This is a genomic window from Streptomyces sp. NRRL F-6676 (genome assembly GCF_000725625.1).
Classification (GTDB): domain Bacteria; phylum Actinomycetota; class Actinomycetes; order Streptomycetales; family Streptomycetaceae; genus Streptomyces.
This window is the reverse complement of record NZ_JOHS01000034.1, coordinates 17,144-43,191: the sequence shown is the minus strand read 5'-3', so window position 1 is coordinate 43,191 and position 26,048 is coordinate 17,144. Positions and strand designations below refer to the sequence as shown.

Annotated in this window: 23 protein-coding genes and 1 pseudogene; 7 read left to right on the top strand and 17 right to left on the bottom strand. The window is 73.6% G+C overall.

Translation table 11 applies throughout. From position 1 onward, the window contains the following. Positions 1-10: 10 nt before the first annotated feature. The 5 genes from IO29_RS20930 to IO29_RS20910 form a co-directional block, all read right to left on the bottom strand. The gene (locus IO29_RS20930; RefSeq protein WP_030378709.1) at positions 11-790 is read right to left on the bottom strand and encodes an ABC transporter permease; all 780 of its coding nucleotides are present in this window, start codon (positions 788-790) and stop codon (positions 11-13) included. Beyond that, positions 787-1,506, bottom strand: coding sequence for an ABC transporter permease (locus IO29_RS20925; RefSeq protein WP_033224543.1), 720 nt, complete (start codon positions 1,504-1,506; stop codon positions 787-789). Before IO29_RS20925 ends, IO29_RS20930 begins: the two co-directional genes overlap by 4 nt. A 155-nt stretch (positions 1,507-1,661) precedes the next feature. Then, a complete protein-coding gene (locus IO29_RS20920) occupies positions 1,662-2,630 on the bottom strand; it encodes an ABC transporter substrate-binding protein (protein WP_030378707.1) in 969 nt (322 codons plus the stop codon). Positions 2,631-2,945: 315 nt separating this feature from the next. Continuing rightward, a complete protein-coding gene (locus IO29_RS20915) occupies positions 2,946-3,791 on the bottom strand; it encodes an LURP-one-related family protein (protein WP_030378706.1) in 846 nt (281 codons plus the stop codon). A gap of 126 nt (positions 3,792-3,917) precedes the next feature. After that, positions 3,918-5,969 (bottom strand): phosphocholine-specific phospholipase C, encoded by a 2,052-nt coding sequence (locus tag IO29_RS20910; RefSeq protein ID WP_030378705.1) that lies wholly within the window; start codon positions 5,967-5,969, stop codon positions 3,918-3,920. A gap of 312 nt (positions 5,970-6,281) precedes the next feature. Between IO29_RS20910 and IO29_RS20905 the strand changes: the two genes are divergently transcribed. Genes IO29_RS20905 through IO29_RS20900 form a run of 3 tightly spaced genes read left to right on the top strand, consistent with a single transcriptional unit; the run spans position 6,282 to position 8,502 of the window. Next, a complete protein-coding gene (locus IO29_RS20905; RefSeq protein WP_030378704.1) occupies positions 6,282-7,349 on the top strand; it encodes an aromatic ring-hydroxylating dioxygenase subunit alpha in 1,068 nt (355 codons plus the stop codon). Then, positions 7,346-7,564: a hypothetical protein gene (locus tag IO29_RS36780; protein ID WP_078618157.1), complete on the top strand. Its 219-nt coding sequence runs from the start codon at positions 7,346-7,348 to the stop codon at positions 7,562-7,564. Before IO29_RS20905 ends, IO29_RS36780 begins: the two co-directional genes overlap by 4 nt. After that, a complete protein-coding gene (locus IO29_RS20900) occupies positions 7,561-8,502 on the top strand; it encodes a PDR/VanB family oxidoreductase (RefSeq protein WP_030378703.1) in 942 nt (313 codons plus the stop codon). The genes IO29_RS36780 and IO29_RS20900 overlap by 4 nt, the downstream gene beginning before the upstream one ends. Before the next feature lie 52 nt (positions 8,503-8,554). On the opposite strand, the gene IO29_RS20895 is transcribed toward IO29_RS20900, so the two are convergent. Both IO29_RS20895 and IO29_RS20890 read right to left on the bottom strand, forming a co-directional pair. Beyond that, positions 8,555-9,541 carry a DMT family protein gene (locus IO29_RS20895; protein ID WP_030378702.1) on the bottom strand — a complete coding sequence of 329 codons (987 nt, stop codon included), beginning with the start codon at positions 9,539-9,541 and terminating at the stop codon, positions 8,555-8,557. Then, complete coding sequence (locus IO29_RS20890; protein WP_030378701.1) at positions 9,538-10,425, bottom strand: phosphatase PAP2 family protein; 888 nt, start codon at positions 10,423-10,425, stop codon at positions 9,538-9,540. The genes IO29_RS20895 and IO29_RS20890 overlap by 4 nt, the downstream gene beginning before the upstream one ends. Positions 10,426-10,637: 212 nt before the next feature. Between IO29_RS20890 and IO29_RS20885 the strand changes: the two genes are divergently transcribed. Further along, complete coding sequence (locus IO29_RS20885; RefSeq protein WP_030378700.1) at positions 10,638-11,261, top strand: TetR/AcrR family transcriptional regulator; 624 nt, start codon at positions 10,638-10,640, stop codon at positions 11,259-11,261. 151 nt (positions 11,262-11,412) lie between these two features. On the opposite strand, the gene IO29_RS20880 is transcribed toward IO29_RS20885, so the two are convergent. Beyond that, the gene (locus tag IO29_RS20880) at positions 11,413-12,399 is read right to left on the bottom strand and encodes a hypothetical protein (RefSeq protein ID WP_234307456.1); all 987 of its coding nucleotides are present in this window, start codon (positions 12,397-12,399) and stop codon (positions 11,413-11,415) included. A gap of 465 nt (positions 12,400-12,864) precedes the next feature. Further along, positions 12,865-12,984, bottom strand: a pseudogene (locus IO29_RS36775) (DUF2510 domain-containing protein); the annotation flags it as partial. A gap of 209 nt (positions 12,985-13,193) precedes the next feature. On the opposite strand from IO29_RS36775, the gene IO29_RS20875 reads away from it, so the two are divergent. After that, complete coding sequence (locus IO29_RS20875) at positions 13,194-15,917, top strand: ATP-binding protein (protein WP_030378699.1); 2,724 nt, start codon at positions 13,194-13,196, stop codon at positions 15,915-15,917. A 229-nt stretch (positions 15,918-16,146) separates the two neighbouring features. Here IO29_RS20875 and pcaD read toward each other — a convergent pair whose 3' ends face one another. The 7 genes from pcaD to IO29_RS20840 are packed head-to-tail and all read right to left on the bottom strand — an operon-like array spanning position 16,147 to position 22,724. Continuing rightward, the gene (pcaD, locus tag IO29_RS20870; protein ID WP_030378698.1) at positions 16,147-17,280 is read right to left on the bottom strand and encodes a bifunctional 3-oxoadipate enol-lactonase/4-carboxymuconolactone decarboxylase PcaDC; all 1,134 of its coding nucleotides are present in this window, start codon (positions 17,278-17,280) and stop codon (positions 16,147-16,149) included. After that, complete coding sequence (gene pcaB, locus IO29_RS20865) at positions 17,277-18,638, bottom strand: 3-carboxy-cis,cis-muconate cycloisomerase (RefSeq protein ID WP_051707201.1); 1,362 nt, start codon at positions 18,636-18,638, stop codon at positions 17,277-17,279. Before pcaB ends, pcaD begins: the two co-directional genes overlap by 4 nt. Positions 18,639-18,689: 51 nt before the next feature. Beyond that, complete coding sequence (gene pcaG, locus IO29_RS20860) at positions 18,690-19,292, bottom strand: protocatechuate 3,4-dioxygenase subunit alpha (protein WP_030378696.1); 603 nt, start codon at positions 19,290-19,292, stop codon at positions 18,690-18,692. Positions 19,293-19,298: 6 nt separating this feature from the next. Next, positions 19,299-20,072: a protocatechuate 3,4-dioxygenase subunit beta gene (gene pcaH / locus IO29_RS20855; RefSeq protein ID WP_030378695.1), complete on the bottom strand. Its 774-nt coding sequence runs from the start codon at positions 20,070-20,072 to the stop codon at positions 19,299-19,301. Between the two features lie 44 nt (positions 20,073-20,116). Continuing rightward, positions 20,117-21,319, bottom strand: coding sequence for a thiolase family protein (locus IO29_RS20850; RefSeq protein ID WP_030378694.1), 1,203 nt, complete (start codon positions 21,317-21,319; stop codon positions 20,117-20,119). Beyond that, positions 21,316-21,969 (bottom strand): CoA transferase subunit B, encoded by a 654-nt coding sequence (locus IO29_RS20845; protein ID WP_030378693.1) that lies wholly within the window; start codon positions 21,967-21,969, stop codon positions 21,316-21,318. The genes IO29_RS20850 and IO29_RS20845 overlap by 4 nt, the downstream gene beginning before the upstream one ends. Continuing rightward, entirely contained in the window at positions 21,969-22,724 is a 756-nt protein-coding gene (locus tag IO29_RS20840; RefSeq protein WP_030378692.1) for a CoA transferase subunit A, read from the bottom strand. The genes IO29_RS20845 and IO29_RS20840 overlap by 1 nt, the downstream gene beginning before the upstream one ends. Positions 22,725-22,953: 229 nt before the next feature. On the opposite strand from IO29_RS20840, the gene IO29_RS20835 reads away from it, so the two are divergent. Then, positions 22,954-23,394 carry a MarR family winged helix-turn-helix transcriptional regulator gene (locus IO29_RS20835; RefSeq protein ID WP_030378691.1) on the top strand — a complete coding sequence of 147 codons (441 nt, stop codon included), beginning with the start codon at positions 22,954-22,956 and terminating at the stop codon, positions 23,392-23,394. A 30-nt stretch (positions 23,395-23,424) separates the two neighbouring features. On the opposite strand, the gene IO29_RS20830 is transcribed toward IO29_RS20835, so the two are convergent. Then, positions 23,425-24,447, bottom strand: coding sequence for a DUF3048 domain-containing protein (locus tag IO29_RS20830; protein WP_030378690.1), 1,023 nt, complete (start codon positions 24,445-24,447; stop codon positions 23,425-23,427). Between the two features lie 167 nt (positions 24,448-24,614). On the opposite strand from IO29_RS20830, the gene IO29_RS20825 reads away from it, so the two are divergent. Next, positions 24,615-25,805, top strand: a complete 1,191-nt coding sequence (locus IO29_RS20825; protein ID WP_030378689.1) for a zinc-dependent alcohol dehydrogenase — start codon at positions 24,615-24,617, stop codon at positions 25,803-25,805. The last annotated feature ends 243 nt before the right edge of the window (positions 25,806-26,048 follow it).

The following is a 26,048-nucleotide window of genomic DNA, read 5'->3' as shown; positions in this document are numbered from 1 at the left end:
ACTGAAGGATTCACGAGGACCGCCGGCCGGCCGCGCGCAGCCCGTGGTACCAGCCGAGCACCCGCCGCTCGACCAGCTGGAACAGGATCGACAGCACGAACCCCAGCAGCCCGAGCAGCAGGATCCCGGTCCACATGCCGGGGATCGCGAACCCGCGCTGGAACTGCACGATGGTGAAGCCCAGTCCGCTGTCGGCCGCGAACATCTCGCTGATGACCATGAGGATGATGCCGATCGACAGCGCCTGCCGCAGCCCGGCGACGATCCCCGGGCTCGCCGCGCGCAGCACCACCGTGCGCAGCCGGGCGGTGCCGGTGATGCCGTAGCTGCGGGCCGTCTCCGCCATCACCGGGTCGACGGCGCGGACGCCCTCGACGGTGTTGAGCAGCACCGGCCATACACAGCCGCTCGCGATGACGGTGATCTTCATGCCGTCGCCGATGCCCGCGAACAGCATGATGACCGGCACCAGGACGGGCGGCGGCACCGCCCGCAGGAACTCGAGCACAGGCTCGCACACCGCGCGCACCCGCCGGTAGGAGCCGATCACCGTGCCGAGCGCCACGCCCATGACGGCGGCGGCCGCGTACCCGGCGAGCAGCCGCCACACGCTGGGCAGGACGTCGGCGCGGAGCCGGTCGCCGGTCCACACGTCGGGGAACGCCTTGAGGGTCGTGCGCAGCGGCGGCCAGTAGACATTGGTCGAGCCGTCGGAGGCCAGCCACCAGCCGACGACCAGGAGGACGGGGAGCGCGCCCGTGTACACCACCCTGAGCAGGACCCGTTTCACACCGCCACCTCCCCGCGCACCGACTGGTGCCACGCCAGCGCACGCCGCTCCACCGCGCGTGCGCCCACGTTGATCAGCAGGCCGAGCAGCCCGGTGACGACGACGAGCGCGTACATCTCGGGCACCGCCTGCGAGGTCTGCGCCACCGCGATGCGGGAGCCCAGCCCCGGTGCGCCGATGACGAGTTCGGCGGTGATGGCGAGGATCAGCGCGACCGCGGCGGCCAGCCGGACGCCGGTCATGACGTACGGCAGCGCGGTCGGCCACAGCACATGGCGGATCCGGGCCCAGGTGCCGAGGCCGTAGGCGCGGGCGGTCTCCTCGGCCACCGGGTCGACGTCCTGGACGCCGTACAGCACCTGGATGAGCACCTGCCAGAAGGAGGCGTACACCACCAGCAGCAGGACCGAGCGCAGTTCGGTGCCGTAGAGGAGGACGGCGAGGGGGATCAGGGCGACGGAGGGGATGGGGCGCAGGAACTCGATGGTCGAGGCGGTGGCCTCGCGCAGATACGGGACGACGGAGACGAGCACCCCGGCCGCGATGCCGGCGCCCACCGCGAGGGCGAGGCCGAGCGCCCAGCCGGTGAGGGTGTCGCCGAGGGCGGTCCAGAAGGCGCCGTCGGCGAGCTCGTGGCCGAGGGCGTCGGCGATACGGCTGGTGGGCGGGAAGTAGGCCTCCTTGACCAGGCCGAGCCGGGGTACCGCCTCGCCCAGGGCGAGGAAGGCGAGGAGGCCGGCGAGGCCGAGGAAGGTGTTCTCGAAGGTTCCGCGGTGGGCGCGGGCGGGGGCCCGGCGGTCCTGGGTTCCGCGGTGGGCGCGGGTGGGGTTCTGGCGGTCCTGGGTTCCGCGGTGTGCGCGGTTCCGGCCGCTCACGGCAGGAGCTTGTCCAGGTCGGGCTCGGACGCGTACAGGCCGTCCTGCCGGCCGAGCTTCATCAGCGTCTCGATGGAGGCGCGGTTGGCCTCGGCGGGCCAGCTCGGCAGGGTGAGCTTCGACAGCAGGGAGGAGGGGATCTTGGTGTACGTGGTGAGCACCTCGCGGACCTCGTCCGGGTGTCCGTCGGCGTACTTGAGGGACTCCTCGGTCGCCTCCCGGAACCTCTTCACCGTGTCCGGGTTCTTCTGCGCGTAGCTCTGCGAGGTGAAGTACATCGCCACGGTGAGGTTCTTCGCCACGTCCACGTACGACGAGGCGATCTCGGTGCCGCCCTGTTCCTTGATGGTGGTGAGCGCGGGCTCCACCGCGAACGCGGCGTCGACCTGGCCCTTGTCGAGCGCGGCCGGCATCTGGTCGAAGGCCAGCTCCACGAGCTTCACCTTCGAGGGGTCGCCGCCGGCCTCGCGCACCGACTCGCGCACGGTGGTGTCGTTGATGTTCTTCAGTGTGTTGACGGCGACCTTCTTGCCCTCCAGGTCCTTGGCGGACGTGAGGGGGCTGCCCTTCTTGACGACGGTCGCGCCGAAGTCCTTGCCGTCCACACCGGTGGAGTTGACGCCCTCGACGACGGCCTTGACGGGCACGTTGTTGGTCTGGGCGAGCATCAGCGAGGCCATGTTGCTGAAACCGAACTGGAGTTGGCCGCTGACCACGGCGGGCACGATGGCCGCGCCGCCCTGCGCGGGGGTCATCTCCAGCTTCAGGCCGTGCTTCTCGTAGATGCCCTGCTGCTGCCCCAGGTAGAGCGGGGCGACATCGAGGATGGGGATGATCCCGACCTTGACCGTGGTGGTGCCGCCGGAGGACGCGGACGACGCCCCCGAGGAACCGTCCGACGATCCGCAGGCCGACGTGGCGGCCACGAACGCTCCGACCGCGAGCGCGGCGAGCAGGCGACGCATGGGCTGGCTCCTCTGTGCGGCGACGGTGATCCGACGGTGGTGCGCAGTGGTGCTGCCCGGGAAGTTAGAGGCGCGGGTGGGCCATGGTCAATGGCCATGGCTGACAATATTGTTGACGTTATGAAAGCGTGGTGTGTCCCTGCGGGGGCTGGGGGCGGGGTGGGGTGCGTTGTCGGCTGACGGCCGGTGGGGCTTCTCGCGCGGTTCCCCGCGCCCCTCAGAAGCAGGGGGCGCCCCGGAGTCTTCAGGGGCGCGGGGAACCGCGCGACAAGCCACGGCCTGCGCGCGCCCGGCTTCGGGCGCGAGCCCCGGGCGTCAGCCCAGGCCGCGCGCGTCCTGCTTGAGGGCCGTGTCGACCGTCAGCGCCGTCGCGACGACGAGGCTCCGCAGCGGCTCCGGGAGCTGGAAGTGGATCTGGAGGACGTAGTTGTCCGCCGTGGTGAACATCGTCTTGGCGAGGCCCTCCCACGTCTTCGTGATGCGGGCGACCTCGTTCTCCGCGTGGTCGGTGATCGCGAAGTTCCACGCCCGCCAGTTCTCGGCCTTGATCGCGCCGATCTTCTGACCGCCCGCGTTGATCGCGAAGTTGATCTTCCCGATTGCGTTCTGCTGGACGATCTCGCCCACCGGCTGCCCGTCCGGACGCTCCACGACCACCCGGGACTTGATGAACTTCGCGGGCCGCGTCAGCAGCAGCTGCGGCTGCCCGTACGCGTCACGGATCTCCAGCCTGTGGGTCATGTACTGGTCCAGGCTGGAGACGAACCGCAGCGCCTTCTTCAGACCGCTCTGGCCGACCTCCGCCACCGAGCCGATCTGGTTGCCCTGCTGGTCGAAGACCTTGTACTCGTTGGTGAGTTCGATCAGCTTGGCCTTCTGGTTCACCACGAGCACCGGCTCGCTGAACAGCGAACCGCCGCCCGCCGCGCCCGGGGCCACCCCCGCCTGCTGCTGCACCTGGTGCTGCACACGGGGGTCGGCGGGGGCGGGCTGCTGGGGCATGGCCGGGGCGGCCCCCGGGGCGGGCGGTGCCTGCTGCGCACCCCGCTGGTCCGGGCTGGTGTGCTGGGTCCACTGGGTGCCGTCCCAGTAGCGCAGGGTCTGTACCGCGCCGTGCGGATCCGGGTACCAGCCTGCGGGAGTGTTCGAATGCGTGGTCACCGGGGCACACTACCGCGAGCCGCCCCCGACGCAACCGTCCATTCTTCCCACTCCCGCCCGGACACGACACCACCCGCTTCCGTCACGCGCACAACTCCCGTACCGGTGCGGGGGCGCCCGCCTCCGTCACTCCCCGCCCAGCGCCGGGTCGCTCACGCCCGCCCGGCCGTTCTCCACGTGCCCCGCGAAGCGGCGCCGGAAGGACGGGTCCCCCTCGACGGTGACCGTGAGGTCGTACCAGCGCCGGCTCGCCGCCAGCGGAACGCGGTGCCGTACGTGCTCCCCGGCCCGCACCCGCACCGTCCGCGACCCGCCCCGCGCCCCCGCGAGCGTGAACCGGGTCGCGCCGGAACGGCCGCCCCTGAAGGTCAGCTCCAGGTCGCCGTGGGTGTGCCGCGCGGTCACCTCGGGGGCGCCGGCCCCTGTCGTGCCCGCGAACTCCCGCAGGAATCCGTTGGGTCCGTGCACGGTGAGGTCGTACGCGCCCTTCGCCGCACCCCGGCCCCATGTGCCGGAGACCGTACGGCCGGGCGCCGCCGTGTACGTCCACGGGCCCTCGTCGGCGGCATCGCCGGAGGTCACCAGGAACGCGGCCCCCGCGTGCGCGCCGGAGGCGAAGGTGAGCCTCAGCGTCCCGGCGGCCGGGTCGGCCGCAGCGTCCACGTGGGGCACGTACTTCAGGGGCCGTGCCGGGCGCGTGCCCCGCTCCTGCCGGGGCAGGACACCCGTGGCCGGCGGGGTGGGCACGTAGTCGGGGTGGCGCTGGTCGTCCTTGGGCCGGTAGCCGTCGGTGCCCGGCAGCGAGACGTCCTTGGTGTCCCGGCGCGAGAAGTCGAACGCGGCGGTCAGATCGCCGCAGACCGTGCGCCGCCAGGGCGAGATGTTCGGCTCGTGGACACCGAAGCGGCGCTCCATGAACCGGATGATCGAGGTGTGGTCCAGCGTCTCGGAGCAGACGTAACCGCCCTTGCTCCAGGGCGAGATGACGAGCATCGGCACCCGCTGGCCAAGGCCGTACGGCCCGGCGATGAGCGCGGCGTTCCCGGGGAACACGTCCAGGCTCGCGTCGACCGCCGATCCGCCCTGCGCGGCGGAGGCGGGCGGGAAGGGCGGGACGACGTGGTCGAAGAAGCCGTCGTTCTCGTCATAGGTCACGAACAGCGCCGTCCGCGCCCACACCTCGGGGTCGGCGGTGAGCGCGTCCAGGACCTGGGAGATGTACCAGGCGCCGTAGTTGGCGGGCCAGTTGGGGTGCTCGGTGAACGCCTCGGGGGCGACGACCCAGGAGATCTTCGGGAGCCGGCCGCCGGTGACGTCCGCGCGCAGCCGGTCGAAGAAGCCCTCGCCCTTACGGGCGTCCGTGCCGGTGCGGGCCTTGTCGTACAGCGGGTCGCCGGGCTTGGCATCGCGGTACTGGTCGAAGTAGAGCAGCGAGTTGTCGCCGTAGTTGCCGCGGTAGGCGTCCGGGATCCAGCCCCAGCTGCCGTTCGCGTCCAGGCCGTCGCCGACGTCCTGGTAGATCTTCCAGGAGACGCCCGCCTTCTCCAGCCGCTCGGGGTACGTCGTCCAGTGGTAACCGGCCTCGTCGTTGCCGAGGACGGGGCCGCCGCCGCTGCCGTCGTTGCCGGTGTACCCCGTCCACATGTAGTAGCGGTTGGGGTCGGTGGAGCCGAGGAACGAGCAGTGGTAGGCGTCGCAGACGGTGAAGGTGTCGGCGAGGGCGTAGTGGAACGGGATGTCCTCGCGGGTCAGATACGCCATGGTGGTGGCTGACTTGGCGCCCACCCAGCCGTCGTACTTGCCCCCGGCGAACGCCGCGTGGCCGTCGTTCCAGCCGTGCGGGAGGTCCTGGATGAACGCCAGGCCCAGGTCGTCGGCGTCGGGGCGGAAGGGCAGGACCTCCTTGTCGCCGTGCGGCTGGTGCCACACGGACTTCCCGCTCGGCAGGGTCACGGGGTGCGGGTCGCCGAAGCCGCGGACGCCTCTGAGGGAGCCGAAGTAGTGGTCGAAGGACCGGTTCTCCTGCATGAGGACGACGATGTGCTCGACGTCCTCGATCGTGCCGGAGCCGTGGTGCGCGGGGAGCGCGGCGGCGCGCTCGATGCTGCCGGACAGGGCGCTGAAACCGGCGGTGGCGCCCGCCAGTTGCAGGAATCGGCGCCGGTTGACCTCGGGCATGGGCGGGGCCCTCTCCTTCTGCTGCTGCTCGGTTTCCGGCGGGCCGGCCCGCCGGGGGGCGCTTCGTCGTACGCGCATGGAGTGTTCCAAGTGCACCGAACGAGAGGGAAGGGCGCGAGGGCACTCCTGTGACGGGGAGAAGTACAACGGGCGTACGGCGCCGGTCCGCATCCCGCCCGGACACGGAGGCGCCGACGAGGCGGTGTTCCGTCTGACGGAAGAGCCCTTGCCCGGGTGTGTCGTGCGTCACGAATCTGTGGGCAACCACGGCACGCGGGGCGACGACGCCCCGCTCTCAGGGACGGGAGCGCCATGCCGCACATCACCGCCTTCGCCAGGAACCAGTGGTACGTCGCCGCCTACAGTCACGAGGTCGGACGCGAGGAACTGCTCGGCCGGACGATCCTCGGGGAGCCGCTCGTCCTCTACCGCACCGAGGAGGACGGCACACCCGTCGCGCTGCACGACCGCTGCGTGCACCGCCGCTACCCGCTCTCCGCGAGCCGGCTCGACGGCGACCGCGTCGTCTGCGGCTACCACGGGTTCACCTACGACACCACGGGCGCCTGTGTGTTCGTACCCGGGCAGAAGCGCGTGCCGCGCACCGCCCGTGTCGCCTCCTACCCCGTCGTCGAGCGGGACTCGCTGGTGTGGGTGTGGATCGGCGACCCCGCGCTCGCCGACCCGGAGGCCGTGCCGCGCGCCCGGCATCTCGACGCCCCCGGCTGGGTCACCGTGCGCGGCATGGAGCCCATCGACGCCGACTACGGGCTCCTCGTGGACAACCTGCTCGACCTCTCCCACGAGACGTATCTCCACGGCGGCTACATCGGCACCCCCGAGGTCGCCGAGACGCCGATCACCACGGAGGTCGACGAGGGCGCCGGGATCGTACGGGTCGGCCGGCACATGGACGACGCCGAGTGCCCCTCGTTCTACGCCCGGTCCACCGGCCTCACGGGCCGGATCTCCCGCTGGCAGGACATCGAGTACCACGCCCCCTGTCTGTATCTGCTGCACAGCCGCATCGCCCCGGTCGGCGTCGTGCCCGAGCCGGACGGCAGCGACCCGCACGGCTTCCACACCGAGATCACGTACGCCATCACGCCCTCCGGCGACGGCCACGTGTACGACTTCTGGATGGTCTCCCGGGACTGGGCCGTCGAGGACGCCGAGGTCACCGAGTTCCTGCGGGCCAACAACCACACCGTGGTGATGCAGGACGTCGACGCGCTCGACCTGCTCCAGCGCACGCTCGGCACCGAGCGCACCGGCTACCAGGAGCTGAGCATCAACATCGACACCGGCGGCCTGGCCGCGCGGCGGATCCTGGCCCGCCTCGTGGAGGAGGGCGAGAAGCCGGTGGAGGGGGTGCGGTGAGCGCGGCTGCTTCCGGTGAGGTCTACCGCGTCGACTGGGTGCCGGGCACGGACCTCCTGCACGGCACCTGTCACTGCGGGACGGAGCACACCGCGCAGGATCCGGTGGAGATGTGGGAGTGGATGCTCGCCCATCCGGGGCATCCCGGACATCCCGCCGCACATGAGGCACATGAGGCACATGACGCACACGAGGTACGAGGACGGGGCGCATGACCGGTACGTACGAGGCCGAGCTCGTCGTCGAGCGGCGGGAGTCCGTCGCCGACGGCGTGCTCGCGCTCACCCTGCGCCATCCGCTCGGCGAGGCGCTGCCGGCGTGGGAGCCGGGTGCCCACGTCGATCTGCTGCTCGGCCCCGGACTGGAGCGTCAGTTCTCGCTGTGCGGCGACCCGGCCGACCGGACCGCGTGGCGGCTCGCCGTGCTGCGCGAGCCGGACGGGCGGGGCGGATCGGCGTACGTGCACGGCGAGCTGCGGCAAGGCGACAAGGTGCGGGTGCGCGGGCTGCGCAACCACTTCGCGCTGCGGCCGGCCGCGCGGTACCTGTTCGTCGCGGGCGGCATCGGCATCACCCCGATCCTGCCGATGCTCGCGGCGGCGGAGGCGGCCGGGGCCGAGTGGTCGCTGCTGTACGGCGGGCGGACCCGCGGGTCGATGGCGTTCACCGGGGAGCTGCTGCGACGGTACGGCGACCGGGTGACCCTCGCCCCGCAGGACGAGGTGGGCCTGCTCGACCTGGCCGCCGCGCTCGACGGGCTCGCGGAGGGCACGCTCGTGTACTGCTGCGGCCCGGGGGCGCTGCTGGACGCCGTGGAGTCGCGGTGCCCGGCGGGGGTGCTGCACCTGGAGCGGTTCCAGCCGGTGCAGCGGCCGGGCGGGCCGGACGGGGAGTTCGAGGTCGAGCTGCGGCGGTCGGGCAGGACGGTGACCGTGTCGGCGGGGACCTCGGTACTGGACGCGGTGCGGGGTGCGGGCGTCGAGGTGCTGTACTCCTGCACGGAGGGGACGTGCGGGACGTGCGAGACGGACGTCCTCGAAGGGGTGCCCGAGCATCGTGACTCGGTGCTGACCGAGGAGGAGCGGGCGGCGGGCGAGACCATGATGATCTGCGTCTCGCGGTGCCGGGGGGAGCGGCTGGTCCTGGACCTGTGAGGGCCGGGCCCGGGCCGGTGAGGGGGAGCGGGGCCCGCTCCCCCTCACCGGCTCACTGACTGGGAACCGTCGAGCCCCGGGGAGCGGGTACGACGGTGGGGGGCGAGGGGCGCCGTGCCGGCGCCTCCGTGGGGCAGCTCGCGGGGTCCAGCGCGAGCACCGCGGCGACGGGGTGCTCCTCCGGCACGGCCACCGCGGCCGGTACCGGTACCGCGCCCACGTCCCGGGCCGCCCGGGACAGCACCACGACTCCCCACGCGGCCAGCACCGCCCCGAGGGCCCCGGCCGGCAGTCCTGCCGGACCGCCGCGCAGCCGATCGCCCAGCAGGGTCACGCCGATCGCCGCCGCCGCGACCGGGTTGGCCAGCGTCACCACCGCGAGCGGTGCGCCCAGGCCGCCCCGGTACGCCGTCTGCGACAGCAGCAGGCCCGCCGCCGCGAACGCCGTCACCAGCAGCGCGACGACGATGACGTGCGCGCCGAGCGCCGGTTCGGCGCGGTCGGTCGCGGCCACCGTCACCGTCTGGGTCAGCGCGGAGGCCACGCCCGACGCGACCCCGGACGCCGTCGCGTGCCGCAGCCCCGGCCGGGCGCCCGGCCGGGCCAGCATGCCGATGAGCGCCGTCGTCACCCCGGCGACCGCGAGCGCCTGCGGCAGGCTCAGGATCCGCTCCGGGGCCGGCCCGGACGCGGCGACCAGCAGCGCCGCCAGCCCGGCCAGGGTCAGCGCGGTGCCGCGCCACTCCGCCGCGGTGACCCGCCGTCCGGCCGCCCGCGCCCCCAGCGGCACCGCGGCCACCAGGGTCAGGGCGCCCAGCGGCTGCACCAGCGTGAGGGTGCCGTACTTGAGCGCGGCGACGTGCAGCAGCGCGGCCGCCGCGTTGAGCAGCACCGACCACCACCAGGCCCCGTGCGCGAGCAGCCGCAGCAGACCGGTGCCCGCGCTGCGGGCGGCGAGCCGTTCCTGCGCCACCGCGGCGGCCGCGTAGGCGACGGCCGAGACCAGGGACAGCGCCACGGCGAGGACGGTCGCGTTCATCGCCGTGCCCCCACGAGCCCCTTGCCTCCGGTGCTCGCGTCCCCCGCGGCGGGCCCGGCACCCGGGACGCCGGCCGGCCGGCCGACGTCGGACCCGGCGGGCGACGCGCCCGCCCCACCCCTTGTCCTGTCCGTGTCCCTCGCCCGCCGTACCGGCGACGGGACGACGGCGAGCGCGAGGCCGAGCAGCGCCGCCACCACCAGGGAGTCCAGCCAGAAGTGGTTCGCCGTGCCGACGATGACCAGCAGCGTCACCGCCGGGTGCAGCAGCCACAGCCACCGCCCTCGCGACCGGGTCGCCGCGATCAGCCCGAGCGCGACCATCAGCGCCCACCCGAAGTGCAGCGACGGCATGGCCGCGAACTGGTTCGCCATCGCGTCGGTCGCCGGGTGGGCCCCGTAGACCGTCGGCCCGTAGACCTGTCCGGTGTCCACCAGATGGGCGGCGCCGAGCAGGCGCGGCGGGGCGAGCGGGAAGGCCAGATGCAGGACGAGTGCCGCGCCGGTGACCAGTGCGAGGACCCGGCGGGACCACACGTAGTGCGCCGGGCGGCGCAGATACAGCCAGACGAGGAAGGCGACGGTGGCGGGGAAGTGCACCACCGCGTAGTAGGTGTTGGCCACGTGCACCAGGGCGTCGCCGTGCAGCAGCAGGGACTGCACGGCCCCCTCGCCCGGCAGGTGCACGGCCCGTTCCAGGTCCCAGACCCGGTGGGCGTTGCCGAAGGCCTCCGCGACATGGCCGTCGGCCAGTCGCCGGCCGGCCTTGTAGACGAGGAACAGTCCGACGACGAGGAGCAGTTCACGTAGGAGCGGCGGCCTGACGGACGCGTCGGTCCCGCTGCCGGATGGTTCGCTGTCCGGCGGCTCGGTTCTGGAAGCCATCCCGCGGTCCTTTTGCTGACGGTGGTACGGAGCCCGGGCCGTGCGGGAGCACGCCGGACTCATCGATACGCCAGTGTACCGATACGGTCGCGTATCGGTACACTGGCGTATCGATGTACTGTGTGAAGAGCACCACGGGTTCACGCGGATTGAGCCGCCGGGACACGGGGCAACACGGAGCACGGAAGAGCGGGAGTGGGAGGAGCGCGGTCATGACGTCGCAGGCAGCGGACGCGTCCCCGTCGGGGGCCGCCTCGCGCCGCTCCAAGCTCACCCCCGAGCGCGAGCAGGAGTTCTTCGACGCCGTACTCGAACAGGTCCGCGAATGCGGCTACGAGGCGGTCACCATGGAGGGCGTCGCGGCCACTGCCCGTTGCAGCAAGTCCACGCTCTACCGGCAGTGGCAGACCAAGCCGCGGTTCGTCGCCGCGGCGCTCCGCTCCAGCCGGTGCGTACGGTTCGCGGGCATCGACACCGGGTCGCTCGCCGGGGACCTGCGGGCGGTCGCGCGGGAGGCAGGGGGGTCCGTGCGCGACACCCGGCTGATGCAGGCGCTCGGCAACGCGGTGATGCTGGACCCGGAACTCCGGCGGGCGCTGCGCGAGACGCTGGTGGAGCCCGAGGTGCGGATGCTGGAGGCGATCGTGCGGCGCGGTGTCGAGCGCGGCGAGGTCCGCGCCGACCATCCCGCCCTGCCGTACCTGCCGGCGCAGATCATCGGTATGGCCAAGGTCCGCCCCATGCTCGAAGGACGGTACGCGGATGGCGCGTACCTGGAGCGTTTCGTCGAGGCGGCGGTGCTTCCGGCGCTCGGCCTCGCCCCGGACGGGCCCTAGAGCCAGGCCCGCCGTCCGTGGGATGACCGGACGACGGCCTGCGCGCCGCACCGTGGGGACGGGCGCGGCGCACCACCCGGCCGGGTGGACCCCCTCCGGAGCGGAGAGGGGGTCCACCCGGCCGGATTCGTGTGTGCGCGGTGTGCGGGGGTCAGACGTCCTGCCCGCTGCCGCCGCCCTCGGAGACCTTGATCCCCTCGGTGATGTCGTCCAGGAGCGACTGCTTCTGGTCCACGTCGACGCCGAACCGCACCACGACGATCTGCTTCGCGCTCGCCGGGGAGGGGAACGCGAGCGACTGCACATAGCCGTCCGCGCCCTTGCTGGTGACCGCCTTCCAGCGCACCAGGTAGCCCTTCTGCCCGGCCACGGTGACCGCCTTGGAGGCGAGCACCTCGTGCGAGGTGATGCTGCCGTAGCTGCTGCCGCCGTAGGACTCCTCGGCGTTGGCGGCGATGTCCGCCTTCGCCACCTCCTCGGCGGTGCTGCCCTTGGTGCCGAGGGCGAGCGCGGGCGTGGAGTACGCGCCGCCGCGCGTACACGTCTTGGACGTGTCGCCGGGGCACTTGTACGAGTCCTTCGACGACAACTGGGCGCCGATCTGGCCCTGTTGGCCGTACCAGCCGTCCGGGACCGGCAGGCTGATCCCGTCGACCGGGTCGGCGACGGAGCCGCTCTCGATCTTCGGCGCCTCGGACTGGTCCGGGTCCGGCGACTCCCCGCCGGAGCCGCCGGAACCCCCGGACCCGCCGGAGCCGCCTTCCGGCCCGCCGTTGCCGCCCTGCCCGAAGGGGCCGCCGCCCTGACCGCCGTTGCGGCCACCGCCGCCCGGCGCCTGTGCGCTGCTGCTGCCGCTGTTGCCGCCGTCGTCCTTGGTCAGCACATACGTCCCGGCCCCGATCCCGGCCAGCACGGCGACGGCCGCACCCACGGCTATCCCGACCCGAAGCCCCCGGCGTGCGGGGGCCGGGGCGGGGGCGGGATACGGCGCGGGGTAGACCCCCGGGTACGCCCCACCGGGCGCCCCGCCCGGTGCCCCGCCGAAGTAGGGGGCTCCGCCGGGCGCCGGGGGCCCGCCGAAGTACGGGGTCCCGTCCGGGGCCGGGGGGCCGCCGTACGGGACCTGGGCACTGCCCACCGCCGGCTCCCCGCCGAAGGGCGCCCCCGGGGCCGCCGCGCCCCCGGCACCCGGGGCTCCGCCGTAAGCCGGAGCCCCCGGGCTCGCGCCGGGCGCCGGGCCGGCGGGGCCGGCCTCCGCCGGGCCGCCCCCGGTGGAAGCGGCGTCCGCGCCGGCCGGGCTCCCGCCCGCCGACGGCGCGGACGCGGCGCTCGTGCCGGGAGGCGAGCCCGCGGAGCCGGTACCGGCCGGGGTCGCGCCTGCGGACCCCGCCGCCGCGGGGCTGCCGCCCGCCGGGCCACCGCCGGTGGCTCCCGCCTCGGCGGGGCCCGCGTCCGCCGGGCTCACGCCGAGGGAAGCGGCGCCCGGGTCCGCGGCAGCCGGGTCGGCAGAGCCCCCGCCGGGGGAACCGGCGCCGGCCGGTTCCCCGTCGGTGGCCGCGTCCGCGGGACCCGCGTCCGTCGGGCTCCCGTCCGCCGGGGGCGGGGGAGTCGCGGGGCGGATGCGTTCCGTCCAGGCCTTGCCGTCCCACCAGCGTTCCGTGGCGGGGCCGTCACTGTTCTGCCCGGGGTCGGGATACCACCCGGGGGGAGTCACCTGCGTCATGACCCCACCGTATGAGTCCACCGTGAAAGAGGGATGAGAGGGCACCCCTTCTTTCCCGTCGTGATCCGCTCCTATACCACCGCCCCGCCTCCCCGTACCTCGTTTCCGGTGCAACCGGCAACACGTGTCCGACAGCCGTCCCCTCCGTCGGCCGGGACGGCTACGCTCATTGCCTGTACGTCATTTGGGCGGCCTGGGGAGGTAGCGGGATGACGGAGGTACCGCCGGACGCGGTCCCCTCGGCTTCCCTGTGGGAACGCGAGGACGAGCTCCGCACCGTTTCCAGGGCCGTCGAAGCCTTGCGCGCCGACGCACCCGCCGGCGCCCCGGAAACCGCCGGCGCTTCGGAAGCCGGCGGCGCCCCGGGGACCGGGAGCGTGCTCGTCGTCACGGGGGAGGCGGGGCTCGGCAAGACCGCCCTGCTCGGCGAGGTCCGCGACCGGGCCGAGAAGCTCGGCTGCACGGTCTGGTACGCCCGCGGCGGCGAGACCGTCACCTCCGTGCCGTTCAACGTCTTACGCCAGCTCCTCCAGCCCGCACTCGTGCAGCTCACCCCCGACGAGGCCCACGACTACCTCGGCGACTGGTACGAGGTCTCCGGCCCCGCCCTCGGCATAACCGAACCCGGCGCCCGCCCGCCGGACCCGCAGGCCGTGCGCGACGGCCTCGTCACCGCCGTACGCCGGCTCGCCCGCCGTGAATGGCCGCTCGTGCTGCTCATCGACGACGCCCACTGGGCCGACCAGGAGACCCTCGGCTGGCTCGCCGCGTTCGTCGAGCAGGCCGGCGACCTGCCCGCCCTGGTCGTCGTCGCCCGCCGCCCCGGAGAGGCCGGCGAGGCCGCCGCCCGCCACCTCGACGCCGTCGCCGCCCGCTCCGCCCGCCCCGCGATCCCGCTCCGCCCGCTCACCCCCGAGGCCACCGCGGGACTCACCCGCGACACCCTCGGCGCCCGGGCCGACGCCCCGTTCTGCCGCGAGGTGTGGGCCGTCACCGGCGGCAACCCGTACGACACCGTGGAACTCCTCGCCAAGGTGCGGGACAGCCGGCTCGAACCCGTCGAGTCCTCCGCCACCGAACTGCGCGTGCTGAACAAGTCGGCCCGCGGCCGCGGACTCCTCGCCCGCCTCGAACAACTCGGCGTGGACGCCACCCGGTTCGCCTGGGCCGCCGCGATCCTCGGCAACGGCATCACCGTCGACCTCGTGGCCCGCCTCGCCGGTCTGGACCGACAGGACGCCGCGCACTGCGCCGAACTCCTCACCACCGCCCGCGTGCTCACCGCCTCCGACCCCACCCCAGGCGGCGGAGCCCTCGACGGCGAGCTGGAGTTCGTCCACTCACTGGTCGCCACCGACATCTACCAGGCGATCCCCGACGCGCTGCGCACCGCCATGCACGGCATCGCCGCACGGGTCGTCGCCGACTGCGGCATGGGCGCCGCCGTCATCTCCCGGCACCTGATGTTCGTCCACCCGGACGACGACGCCGAACTGGTCGAGCAGATGCGGGAGGCCGCCCGCGAACACCTCGCCGTCGGCGCCCCCGACCCCGCCCGCCGCTGCCTGGAACGCGCGCTCGCCGAACCGCCCGCCCCCGAGGTCCACCCGCACGTCCTGTACGAACTGGGCTGCGCCACCCTGCTCACCTCGCCCGCGACCACTGTCGAATACCTCCGCGAGGCCCTCGCGCTGCCCGGTCTGGAGGGCGACGTCCGCGTCGACGCCGTCCACCGGCTCTCCCAGGCGCTGCTGCACAACAACCAGCTGGAGGAGGCCGTCCGCACGGTCGACGCCGAGGCCGCGCGGCTCCCGGACGGCCCCGCCAGGACCCGGCTGCGGGCCGTGCACTACATGTGGGAGGGCATCCACGCCCCCGAGGAGGGCACCCCCTCCCGCTCCACCGGTCTCGCCGATCTCGCGGCGGCCTGCACCGGCCGGGACAACGCCGAGCGGGCGTTATTGATCCTGCGCGGCTTCGACGCCATGACCCGCGGCGAGAGCGCCGAGCAGGTCGTGGAGTTCAGCGACCGGGCCCTCGTCAACGGCAGGCTCGCCCCCGGACTCGGCTGGACCGACACCGAGTGGGGCATGGAGCTGCTGATGATGCTCGGCAGCTCCTACGCCTACGCCGATCACCTGGACCGCGCCGAGGCCCTCTTCTCCGAGGCCCTGCACGCCTACACCACCGCGGGCTGGAGCGGCGGCCACCTGGCGCTGGCCCATGCCTTCGTCGGGCTCGCCCACCGCAGGCGGGGGCGGCTGCGCGAGGCCGAGGAGTCGCAGCGCGAGGCGTTGCGGCTCGCCGAGCGGGTCGGCCGCGGGCTGCCGCTGCACTGGTCCGCGACCTGTGGCCTCGTCGACACGCTGCTCGCGCGCGGGCACGCGGAGGAGGCGGCGAAGGTGGCCGAGGAGTACGGGTTCGGGCCGCCGTACCCGTCGACGATCGTGCTGCCCGACATCCGGTCCGTGCGGGGCCGGCTGCTGCTGGCCACCGGGCGTACGCAGGACGGCATCAACGAGCTGGAGGACGCGGCGAAGGCGGCGAGTGCGCGGGGGCACCACAACACGGTGCTCGCGCCGTGGGCGCTGGATCTCGCGCGGGCACTGGCAGGGGCCGATCCGCGGCGGGCCGCGGAGCTGGCGGCGGGGGCGCGGCAGGAGGCGGAACGGTTCGGGACGGACACGGCGATCGGGGAGGCGTTGCGGTGCGCTGCCGCGTTGGAGACGGGGCGGAGGGCGGTGGTGCTGTACGAGCGGGCGGTGACGTATCTGGAGGCGTCGCCGTCCGCGTACGAACACGCGGCGGCGCGCCTGGAGTATGGGGTTGCGACGGCGTCGCGGGCCGAGTTGCAACGGGCCCTGACACTGGCGGAGTCCTGCGGGGCGGACGGCCTGGCGGCCGGGGCGAGGGAAGCGCTGCGGGGCACCTGACCTTTTACCTCGCCCCCGCCGCCCCTACCCTTCCCGTCCCCGGGGGCAAGCCCCCGGACCCCCGAAAAGATTGCGCAGTTCCCCGCGCCCCTGATCAGGGGCGCGGGGCTGTGTCACCGTGCGGCTCCGCCGCGTGGGCGCGCAACGGGGCGAAGCCCCGTGTCGGGGTCCAAGGGGCGGAGCCCCTTGAAGGGACGGGAAGGGTAGGGGCGGCGGGGGCGAGGAAGATTTACCTGTCCTCCGACAGGACGCGTTCGGCCACCGCGAACGCCGAGTTGGCCGCGGGCACCCCGCAGTAGACGCCCGCCTGCAACAGCACCGCCCCGATCTCCTCCGGCGTCAGCCCGTTCCGCCGTGCCGCCCGCACATGCATCGCGAGCTCCTCGTGATGCCCGTGCGCGACGAGCGCCGTCAACGTCACCATGCTCCGCTCCCGCCGCGACAGCGTCGGATCCGTCCACACCTCCCCCCACGCATACCGCGAGATGAAGTCCTGGAACCGCGCGGTGAACGCCGTCTGCCGCGCCTGCGCACGGTCCACGTGCGCATCCCCGAGCACCTCACGCCGTACGGCCATCCCCCGCCGCGCACTCCCGGCAGCACCGCCGAAGTGCCCGCGCAACGCGGTCAGCACGGCCTCCGGCCGCTCCGCCGGCGCCAGATGCGAGACGCCCGGCAGCTCCACGAGGGCGGCCCCCGGCACCGCGTCGGCGATCTCCCGCAGATGCGCCGGCGGCGTCGCGGGATCCTCCCGCCCGGCGACCGCGAGCGTCGGCGCACCGATCCGGGACAGCTCCCCACGCAGGTCGTACGCGGCCAACGCGTCGCAGCACGCTGCATACGCCCCCGGATCGGCCCGCCGCTGGTCCTCGACCAGCTCCGGCACCGTGAACCCGGGCGTGAACCACCGCGCGTCCGCGGTCCCGGCCAGCCACTCCACCCCTTCCGCCCGCACCCGCGCGGCCCGCTCGGTCCATCCCCGCGCCCCGTTCGCCCCGTCGAAGTGCGCGGAGGAGCAGAGCACGGCCAGCGAGGACACCCGCTCGGGGTGATGGACGGCCAGGTGCAGCCCCACCGCACCGCCCAGCGACACCCCCGCGTACGCGAACCGCTCCACCCCGAGCGAGTCGGCGAGCGCGAGCACCAGGTCCGCGAGGTCGGCGACCGTCGCGCCGGGCCCGATCAGATCCGGCGACGAGCCGCCGTGCCCGGGCAGGTCCCAGCGGATCACCCGGTGGGATATGGACAGTTCGGGCGCGACCCGGTCCCACAGCGCGGACGACGTGCCCAGCGAGGGCCCGAGCAGCAGCGGGGGAGCGGAAGCGGGGCCTTCCGCACGGTGGTCGAGAAGGGTGTCGGTCAACGTCGCTCCAGGGCACGGTCGGTGAGGGCTCCGGCGGAGCCGGTGTAGTGGGCGGGGTCGGTGAGGTCGGCCAGATCGACCACACCCTTCAACTCGCGCTCCTCGGCGAGAACTTCGGCGAGCGGGCGGTCCTCCGCCCAGGCGCGCCGGGCCACCTCGGTGAGCAGTTCCTTCGCCCGAGCCCGGCCCAGCACGGGCGCCAGCTCCGCCGAGAGCCGCTCGGAGACGATCAGCCCGTGGGTGAGGTCCAGATGGCGCCGCATCGCGTCGGCACGCACCCGCAGCCCCTCGGTCAGCTCGGCCGCGTCCCGCGCGGCACCGCCGGTCAGCCGCAGCAGGTCCCGCAGCGGCTCCCACTCGGCGTGCCAGGCCCCGGCCGGCCGCTCGTCCTCGGCGGCCAGCGAGCCGTACAGCGTCGCCGCGAGCCCCGGCGCCCGCCGGGCGGCCGCCGCGAGCAGCGTGGCGCGCACGGGGTTGGCCTTGTGCGGCATCGCGGACGAGCCGCCGCCGCTGCCCTCCGCCAGCTCGGCGGTCTCGGTACGGGCGAGGACGAGCACGTCGGCCGCGAGCTTGCCCAGCGCACCCGCCGTGAACGCGAGGCACCCGGCGAGGTCGGCCACCGGCGTGCGCAGCGTGTGCCAGGGCAACTCCGGCACGGCGAGCCCGAGCTCCCGGGCGTACGCGGCCGGCAGCGCCGTCGCGTCCTCGGCGCCGTACGCCGTGAACGCCGCCAATGTGCCCGCCGCGCCGCCGAGTTGGGCGGGCAGCCGGTCCCGTACGGCATGTACCCGGTCCCGCGCGTCCAGGACCAGCGACCGCCACCCGGCGGCCTTGAGCCCGAAGGTCGTCGGTACGGCGTGCTGGGTGAGGGTACGGCCCGGCATCGCCGTGTCCCGGTGTTCGGCCGCCAGCCGGGCCAGCGCCCGTTCGGTGCGGGCGAGGTCGGCGAGGACGAGATCCAGGGTGCGGGCGGCGACCAGCATCGTCGCCGTGTCCATGATGTCCTGGCTGGTCGCGCCCCGGTGGACGTACGGCCCGTGCGCGTCGCCGACGGCCCGGGTCAGCTCCCCGACCAGCGGGATCACCGGGTTGCCGCCGCCGCGGGCCCGCTCGGCGAGGTCCCGGAGCGCGAAGCGTCCCGGGTCGGCCGCCGCCCCGGTCACCGCGGCCGCGGCCGCGGCCGGGGCCTGCCCCAGCGCCGCCTGCGCCCGGGTGAGCGCGGCCTCCGCCTCCAGCAGGGCCCGCAGATAGGCGGCGTCCGAGGCGGCGGACTCGGCGGGCGCGCCGACCCACCCGGGGGCGAGCAGACCGGCGTCCCGCCCACCGGGCCGGCCGGCGTCCTGATCGCGAAATGTCACTGGCACTCCAGAACCACTGGGCACTCCAAGATCACCGCGGGCACTCCAGACTCACCGGTACTCCAGAAAGACCGTTTCTCCTTCGCCCTGGAGGCGGATGTCGAAACGGTACGCGGCGCCCTCGTCCGTCGCGATCAGCGTGGCCCGCCGTTCGTCGTCGAGTCGCCCCAGCAGCGGGTCGGCGGCGAGCGCGGCGTCGTCGCCCGGCAGATAGATCCGGGTGAACAGGTGCACCAGCAGCCCGCGCGCGAACACGCACACGCTCAGATACGGCGCGCTGTTCCCGCGCGCCCCCGGCCGCAGCGTCCGCACGTACCAGTGGCCGTCGGCGTCCGTCTGGACGCGGCCCCAGCCGGTGAACTCCACCCCGTTGCGGCCCAGGTAGCCGCCGCTCGCCGGGTCGCGCCGCATGGAACCGTCGGTCGTCGGCACCCGGCCGTCGGGGTCGGCACCCCACACCTCGACCAGCGCGTCAGGCAGCGGGTCGCCCTGGCCGTCACGTACGTAACCGTGCACGGTGACGGTGTCCGGGTGGCCCAGCGGGGCGATCTCCTCACCGCCGGTGAACGGCAGGGAGTACCCGTAGAACGGCCCGACCGTGTGCGACGGGGTGGGCGGCAGGCTCTCGGGGCTGCTCGTGTCGGTCCTCGTCATGGCGGATCAGCGTCCTTCCTCGATCCAGGTGGCGTGCGGGCCGTCGAGCACGATGTCCCAGTGGTAGCCGAGCGAGAACTCCGGCACCGACAGGCTGTGGTCGTAACGGGCGATCAGCCGCTGCCGGGCCGCCTCGTCCGTCACCGACTGGAGGATCGGGTCGTACGGGAACAGCGGGTCGTTCGGGAAGTACATCTGCGTCACCAGCCGCTGGGTGAACGCCGATCCGAACAGGGAGAAGTGGATGTGCGCGGGCCGCCAGGCGTTGACATGGTTGCGCCACGGGTACGGACCCGGCTGGATCGTGGTGAACCGGTAGCAGCCCTCGTCGTCGGTGAGGGTGCGGCCGGTGCCGGTGAAGTTGGGATCGAGGGGGGCGTCGTGCTGCTCGCGCTGGTGGGCGTAGCGGCCGGCCGAGTTGGCCTGCCAGATCTCCACCAACTGCCCCCGTACCGGGTGCCCTTCGCGGTCGAGGAGCCGGCCCGAGACGGTGATGCGCTCGCCGACCGGTTCCCCGGGGTGCTGCCTGGTGAGATCGTTGTCGATCGCGGTGAGGTCGCGCTCGCCGAAGGCGGGGGAGGACAGCTCCACCATCTCCGGGTCCTTCGTCACGTCGATCGCTACGGGCGGCTGCCGGGGATGGCGCAGTACCGAGGAGCGGTAGGGGGCGTAGTCCCGGCGCGGGTGGTGCTCGACGGGCGCGCCCCCGGCGACGCGCTTGTCGTACGCCTCGCGCTCCGCCGCCATCTCCTGGTCGATGTCGTACTGGGTCAGGGCCATGGGCCGGACTCCTTGTCGTGTGAGGGCCCTTGCGGGGGTGCGGTTCAGCGTTCGAGGACGAGTGCGAGGCCCTGGCCGACGCCGATGCACAGGGTGGCGACGCCGACCCCGCCGCCCTTGCGCGCGAGCTGGTGGGCGACGGTGCCGGCGAGGCGGGCACCGGAGGCACCGAGGGGGTGGCCGAGGGCGATGGCGCCGCCCTGGGGGTTGAGGATCGCCGGGTCGAACTCGGGCCATTCGGCGAGGCAGCCGAGCACCTGGGCGGCGAACGCCTCGTTCAGCTCCAGCACGTCGAGGTCGGCGAAGGACTTCCCCGCCTTGGCCAGGGCCCGGTTGACGGCCTCGACGGGGGCGAGGCCGAAGTAGTGCGGGTCGACGGCGTGCACCCCGGTGGCGGAGACACGGGCGAGGGGCTCGCGGCCGGTGGCCTTCAGGCCCTCCTCGTCGGTCAGGAGCAGTGCCGCGGCGCCGTCGTTCAACGGCGAGGCGTTCCCGGCCGTCACCGTCCCGCCGTCCTCGCGGAACGACGGCTTGAGCCTGGCCATGGCGTCGAGGGACGCGTTGCCGCGTACGGACTCGTCGGCGCCGAAGAGGAGCGGGTCGCCCTTGCGCTGCGGGACCGGCACGGGAGCGATCTCCGCGTCGAACAACCCTTCGGCCTGCGCCTTCGCCGCCTTCTGGTGGCTCCCGAACGCGAACTCGTCCTGCTGCTCGCGGCCGATCTTGTGCTTGTCGGCGATGAGTTCGGCCGATTCGCCGAGCGGGACGGTCCACCGCGGGTCCATGTCCGGGTTGACCATGCGCCAGCCGAGGGTGGTGGAGTACAGCTCGGTGTGGGCGGCGGGGAAGGGCTTGTCGTTCTTGGGCAGGACGTACGGAGCCCGGGTCATCGACTCCACGCCGCCGGCCAGGACGACGGAGGCGTCGCCGACGGCGATGGCGCGGGCGGCCTGGACGACGGCTTCGAGCCCGGAGGCGCACAGCCGGTTGACGGTGACGCCGGGGACGGAGGTCGGGAGCCCGGCGAGCAGTCCTGCCATGCGGGCGACGTTGCGGTTCTCCTCGCCGGCGCCGTTGGCGTTGCCGTAGTAGACGTCCTCGACGCGGGAGGGGTCCAAGTCCGGCGTACGGGCGAGGAGTCGGCGGATGGTGTGGGCGGCGAGGTCGTCCGGGCGGACGGAGGCGAGGCCGCCGTTGTAGCGGCCGATCGGCGTGCGGACCGCGTCGACGAGGTAGACGTCCTTCACAGCAGTTCCTCCAGTCCCTCGGCGAGGGTGAGTTCGGCGTCGGTCGCGGCGGTGATCTCCTCCACCGTCACACCGGGGGCGGTCTCGACGAGGACGAGGCCGCCGTCGGTGACGTCCAGGACGCCGAGGTCGGTGATGATCCGGTCGACGCACCCCTTGCCGGTCAGCGGCAGCGCGCACTCGGTACGGATCTTCGGCGTGCCGTCCTTGGCGGTGTGCGTCATCACGACGATGACCGTACGGGCGCCGTGGACGAGGTCCATCGCCCCGCCGATCCCGGTGACCATCTTGCCCGGGACGGCCCAGTTGGCCAGGTCGCCCTTCTCGGAGACCTGCATGGCGCCCAGCACGGCGACGTCGATGTGGCCGCCGCGGATCATGCCGAAGGAGAGCGCCGAGTCGAAGAAGGACGCGCCCGGCAGGACCGTGACGGTCTCCTTGCCGGCGTTGATCAGATCCGGGTCGACGGCGTCCTCGGCGGGGTAGGGGCCGGTGCCCAGGATGCCGTTCTCGGACTCGAGGATCACCTCGACGCCGGAGGGGAGGTGGTTCGGGATGAGGGTGGGCAGGCCGATGCCGAGGTTGACGTACTGGCCGTCCCGGAGTTCGCGGGCCGCGCGGGCCGCCATCTGCTCGCGTGTCCAGGCCATCAGGAACTCACCGTCCGCTTCTCGATCCTCTTGTCGGCCGCCTGCCCGGGGGTGAGCGCGACCACGCGCTGCACGAAGATGCCGGGCAGGTGGACCGCGTCCGGCTCGATCCCGCCGGGCTCCACCAGTTCCTCGACCTCGGCGATCGCGACCTTGCCCGCCATGGCCGCCAGCGGGTTGAAGTTGCGGGTGGACTTGTTGAAGACCAGGTTGCCGTGCCGGTCGCCCCTGGCGGCCCGGACGAGGGCGAAGTCGGTGCGGATGCCGCGCTCCAGCACGTACTCCGTGCCGTCGAACTCGCGGACCTCCTTGGGCGGCGAGGCCAGCGCGACCCCGCCGGAGCCGTCGTACCGCCAGGGCAGCCCGCCCTCGGCGACCTGGGTGCCGACGCCCGCCGGGGTGTAGAACGCGGGGATCCCGGCGCCGCCGGCCCGCAGCCGCTCGGCCAGCGTGCCCTGCGGGATGAGTTCGAGCTCCAGTTCGCCGCCCAGGTACTGCCGGGCGAACTCCTTGTTCCCGCCGATGTAGGAGCCGGTCACCCGGACGATCCGCCCGGCCGCGAGCAGCACCGCGAGGCCGGACTCCATGGCGCCGCAGTTGTTGGAGACCACGCTCAGTCCACCGACGCCCCGCTCGTACAACGCCTCGATCAGCACGTTCGGCACACCGCTGAGCCCGAACCCGCCCACCGCGAGCGACGCGCCCTCGGGTATGTCCGCCACCGCCTCCGCGGCCGTGGCGATCACCTTGTCCATCCGTGCGGCTCCTTCGTCGTCGAAGCGGGCATTTAATCAGCGCACTGAGTATTTCAGCGAGGTGGACCACACGCTGCCACCGCCTCTCGCCGCCGTCAAGACCTCAGCGGTCAATCCGCAGGTCACGGTCCTGTGGCCGGAGATCGGGAGGGCGCGACGCGGGGCTCGACTCCCGGATATCATTCAGTGCACCAACGAAATCCCGCCCCCGGCATCCCGAGGAGCACACATGGCCGCGGTGGACCTCTCCACCCATCCCGGGCACCTGGCCCGGCGGCTCCAGCAGGCGCACTACCTGCTGTGGAACACGATGGTCTCCGAGGAGATCACCTCGCCGCAGTTCGCGGTGCTCAACGCGCTCGTCGCCGAGCCGGGGCTCGACCAGCGCACGGTGGGGGAGCGGGTCGGCCTGGACCGGTCGACCATCGCCGAGGTCATCAGCCGGCTGAGCCGCCGGGGCCTGCTCGACAAGGTCCGTGACCCGCGGGACGGCCGCCGCTTCCTGCTCGATCTGACCGAGGAGGGCGTGCGCGTCCACCGCCGGCTGACGGTCCGCACGGCGCGGATGAACCAGGTCTTCCTGGCGCCTCTCACCGCCGGGGAGCAGGAGCAGTTCTTCGCCCTCATCGGCAAGGTGTCCGACGCGGCCGAGAAGCTCCGCGCGGTCTGAGCCCCGGGGCAGGGCGCCCGGGCCGGTCCGTCACGGCTTCTTCGCCAGCACCACCCACACCTGGCCCTTCGCGAAGTTCAGCGGCGCACCGTCCGCGGTGGTGAACCTGGTGCCGTCCGTCGCGGTGTCCCGCTTCCAGTGGCCCTCGTACGTGCGGCCGTCGCGCAGCACCTCCGCCCGGCCCGTGCCCACGGTCTGCGTGTACGGCGTCGTGCTGCCGAGGTAGTCGTGGAAGCGGGAGGCGCGCACGGTCACGTACTGCACGACCACCGTGGCGGGGGCCACCCGGGTGCCGTCGGTCGTCACCGTCGGCCGGCCGTCCGTCGAGACCAGCCAGCGGTGGCGGTCGGCGGACCAGGCGAAGGTGAACCGGGCCGCCGGGAAGCGGACCGTGCGGTCGGTCACGGGGCTGCCGCCCGAGGGTGCGGCGCCGAAGGCGAAGCCGGTGGTGAGCGCGTCCGCGCCGGGCGCGGACTTCAGCAGCGCGCGCGGGTGCAGGAAGAGGTCGTGCGGTGCCTGGCGGCCCTTCGCCCGGTAGTAGGCATCCGGCTCCGACTCCGGGGTCGCGGCCCGCAGCGGTGCCTTGTCGATCAGGGGGAGCAGCTTGTGCTGGGCGCCGGAGAAGGCGAGCGTCGGGTCGTCGAACTGGCGCAGCAGTTCCAGGTCGGACTCGCGTGCGCTGCGCACCGGGCCGACCGCCTCGGGCAGCTTGGTGGCGAACACGGCCATCAGCCGGCTCAGGCCGCCCTCGACCTGCTCGGCGTAGACGACGTCGGCCGCGTCGAGCCCGGCCTGTGGGCGGGCCGGGGCGACGTTGTCGATCTTGACGGCGAGCAGTGGTCCGGCGGGCCGGGCGCTCTCGTCGGGGCTCCGGCTGTGCGTTGCGGAGCCGCCGTCGTCCGCGCCGCCGCCGTCACCGCCGGTGCAGCCCGCGAGGAGCGAGCCCAGCAGCGCGGCGGCGACCAGGCCGGCCGTGCGTGCCGTCCGCGTTCTTGTGGCCGCCGTCGTCCGCGTTCTTGTGGCCGCCCGGGCCGCCCCCGTCGTGCGTCTCATGCTCACCCGTCAATTGTGTGACCTTCGTACGATCCCTGCCATACCAGTGCGGAGCGCGCGGCGCGCCCCGGACGGGGCCGTTCCGGGCAACGGGGCGGGTTCGCGTACGGCGCCCCGGGTACCCGTCGGTCCCTACCCAGCGGACCTGAACGAAGGGGCACGAGCCGATGAAGGCAGTGACGTGGCAGGGCAAACGGGACGTGCGCGTGGAGGACGTGCCCGACCCGCGCATCGAGCAGCCCACGGACGCGGTCATCCGCATCACCTCCAGCGGCCTGTGCGGCTCCGACCTGCACCTGTACGAGGTGCTGACGCCGTTCATGACCCCGGGCGACATCCTGGGCCACGAGCCCATGGGCGTCGTCGAGGAGGTCGGGGCCGAGGTGACGAACCTGCGGCCGGGTGACCGCGTGGTCGTACCGTTCCAGATCGCCTGCGGGCACTGCTGGATGTGCGGCACGGGGCTCTACACACAGTGCGAGACCACCCAGGTGTCCGGCGAGGGCATGGGCGCCGCGCTGTTCGGCTACACCCGGCTCTACGGCGCCGTGCCGGGCGCCCAGGCCGAGTATCTGCGGGTGCCGCAGGCGCAGTTCGGGCCGATGAAGGTGCCCGAGGGACCGCCGGACGACCGCTTCGTCTACCTCTCCGACGTACTGCCCACCGCCTGGCAGGCGGTCCAGTACGCGGCCGTCCCGCCCGGCGGCACCGTCGCCGTGCTCGGCCTCGGGCCGATCGGGGACATGGCCTGCCGGATCGCCCTGCACCAGGGTGCCGAGCGGGTGTTCGGGGTCGACCTCGTGCCCGAGCGGCTGCGGCGGATGCGCGAGCGCGGCGTGGAGACGTTCGACCTGCGCGACTTCGACAGCGAGAAGGAGCTCGTCGAGGCGATCCGCGACAAGACCGCCGGGCGCGGCCCGGACGCCGTCATCGACGCGGTCGGCACGGAGGCGCACGGCAGCGGGACCGCGAAGCTCGCGCAGACCGCGGCGGGCGTGCTGCCGCGGGCGATCGGTTCGAAGATCGCGGAACGGTTCAGCGTCGACCGGCTCGCCGCGCTGTACACCGCGATCGACCTCGTGCGGCGGGGCGGCACGATCTCGCTGTCCGGGGTGTACGGGGGGCAGGCGGACCCGCTGCCGCTGCTCACCATGTTCGACAAGCAGATCCAGCTGCGCATGGGCCAGGCGAACGTGCGCCGCTGGAGCGACGACATCATCCCCCTCCTCACGGAGGCGGACCCGCTGGGCGTCGACACGTTCGCGACGCACCACGTCCCCCTCTCGGACGCGCCCCACGCGTACGACATGTTCCAGAAGAAGCAGGAGGGCGCGATCAAGGTCCTGATGAAGCCGTAGGGGTCTTCGCGGGGCGCCCAACAGCTCGGGGGCTTCTGTGGTTCGGCGGGTGCGGGTGCGAGACGGCTGCTCGCGCAGTTCCCCGCGCCCCTAAGACCCCGCGCCCCTGAAGGGGCGCGGGGAACTGCGCGAGCAACCCCCACCCACCCGCACCCGCCCCACAACCCCCGCCCCCCGAGCTCTCCGGGGTCGAAGGGGCGGAGCCCCTGGAGGACGGGACGGGCAGGGGCGGCGGGGGCGAGA

Bases quoted from the DNA above. Each gene is read 5' to 3' on its own strand.
- IO29_RS20905 (WP_030378704.1), top strand. From the start codon at position 6,282: ATGCCGCACATCACCGCCTTCGCCAGGAACCAGTGGTACGTCGCCGCC.
- IO29_RS20825 (WP_030378689.1), top strand. From the start codon at position 24,615: ATGAAGGCAGTGACGTGGCAGGGCAAACGGGACGTGCGCGTGGAGGAC.
- IO29_RS20840 (WP_030378692.1), bottom strand. From the start codon at position 22,724: ATGGACAAGGTGATCGCCACGGCCGCGGAGGCGGTGGCGGACATACCC.
- pcaG (WP_030378696.1), bottom strand. From the start codon at position 19,292: ATGACGAGGACCGACACGAGCAGCCCCGAGAGCCTGCCGCCCACCCCG.
- IO29_RS20920 (WP_030378707.1), bottom strand. From the start codon at position 2,630: ATGCGTCGCCTGCTCGCCGCGCTCGCGGTCGGAGCGTTCGTGGCCGCC.
- IO29_RS20890 (WP_030378701.1), bottom strand. From the start codon at position 10,425: ATGGCTTCCAGAACCGAGCCGCCGGACAGCGAACCATCCGGCAGCGGG.
- IO29_RS20885 (WP_030378700.1), top strand. From the start codon at position 10,638: ATGACGTCGCAGGCAGCGGACGCGTCCCCGTCGGGGGCCGCCTCGCGC.
- IO29_RS20845 (WP_030378693.1), bottom strand. From the start codon at position 21,969: ATGGCCTGGACACGCGAGCAGATGGCGGCCCGCGCGGCCCGCGAACTC.
- IO29_RS20830 (WP_030378690.1), bottom strand. From the start codon at position 24,447: ATGAGACGCACGACGGGGGCGGCCCGGGCGGCCACAAGAACGCGGACG.
- IO29_RS20900 (WP_030378703.1), top strand. From the start codon at position 7,561: ATGACCGGTACGTACGAGGCCGAGCTCGTCGTCGAGCGGCGGGAGTCC.
- IO29_RS20835 (WP_030378691.1), top strand. From the start codon at position 22,954: ATGGCCGCGGTGGACCTCTCCACCCATCCCGGGCACCTGGCCCGGCGG.
- IO29_RS20875 (WP_030378699.1), top strand. From the start codon at position 13,194: ATGACGGAGGTACCGCCGGACGCGGTCCCCTCGGCTTCCCTGTGGGAA.
- pcaH (WP_030378695.1), bottom strand. From the start codon at position 20,072: ATGGCCCTGACCCAGTACGACATCGACCAGGAGATGGCGGCGGAGCGC.
- IO29_RS20895 (WP_030378702.1), bottom strand. From the start codon at position 9,541: ATGAACGCGACCGTCCTCGCCGTGGCGCTGTCCCTGGTCTCGGCCGTC.
- IO29_RS20910 (WP_030378705.1), bottom strand. From the start codon at position 5,969: ATGCCCGAGGTCAACCGGCGCCGATTCCTGCAACTGGCGGGCGCCACC.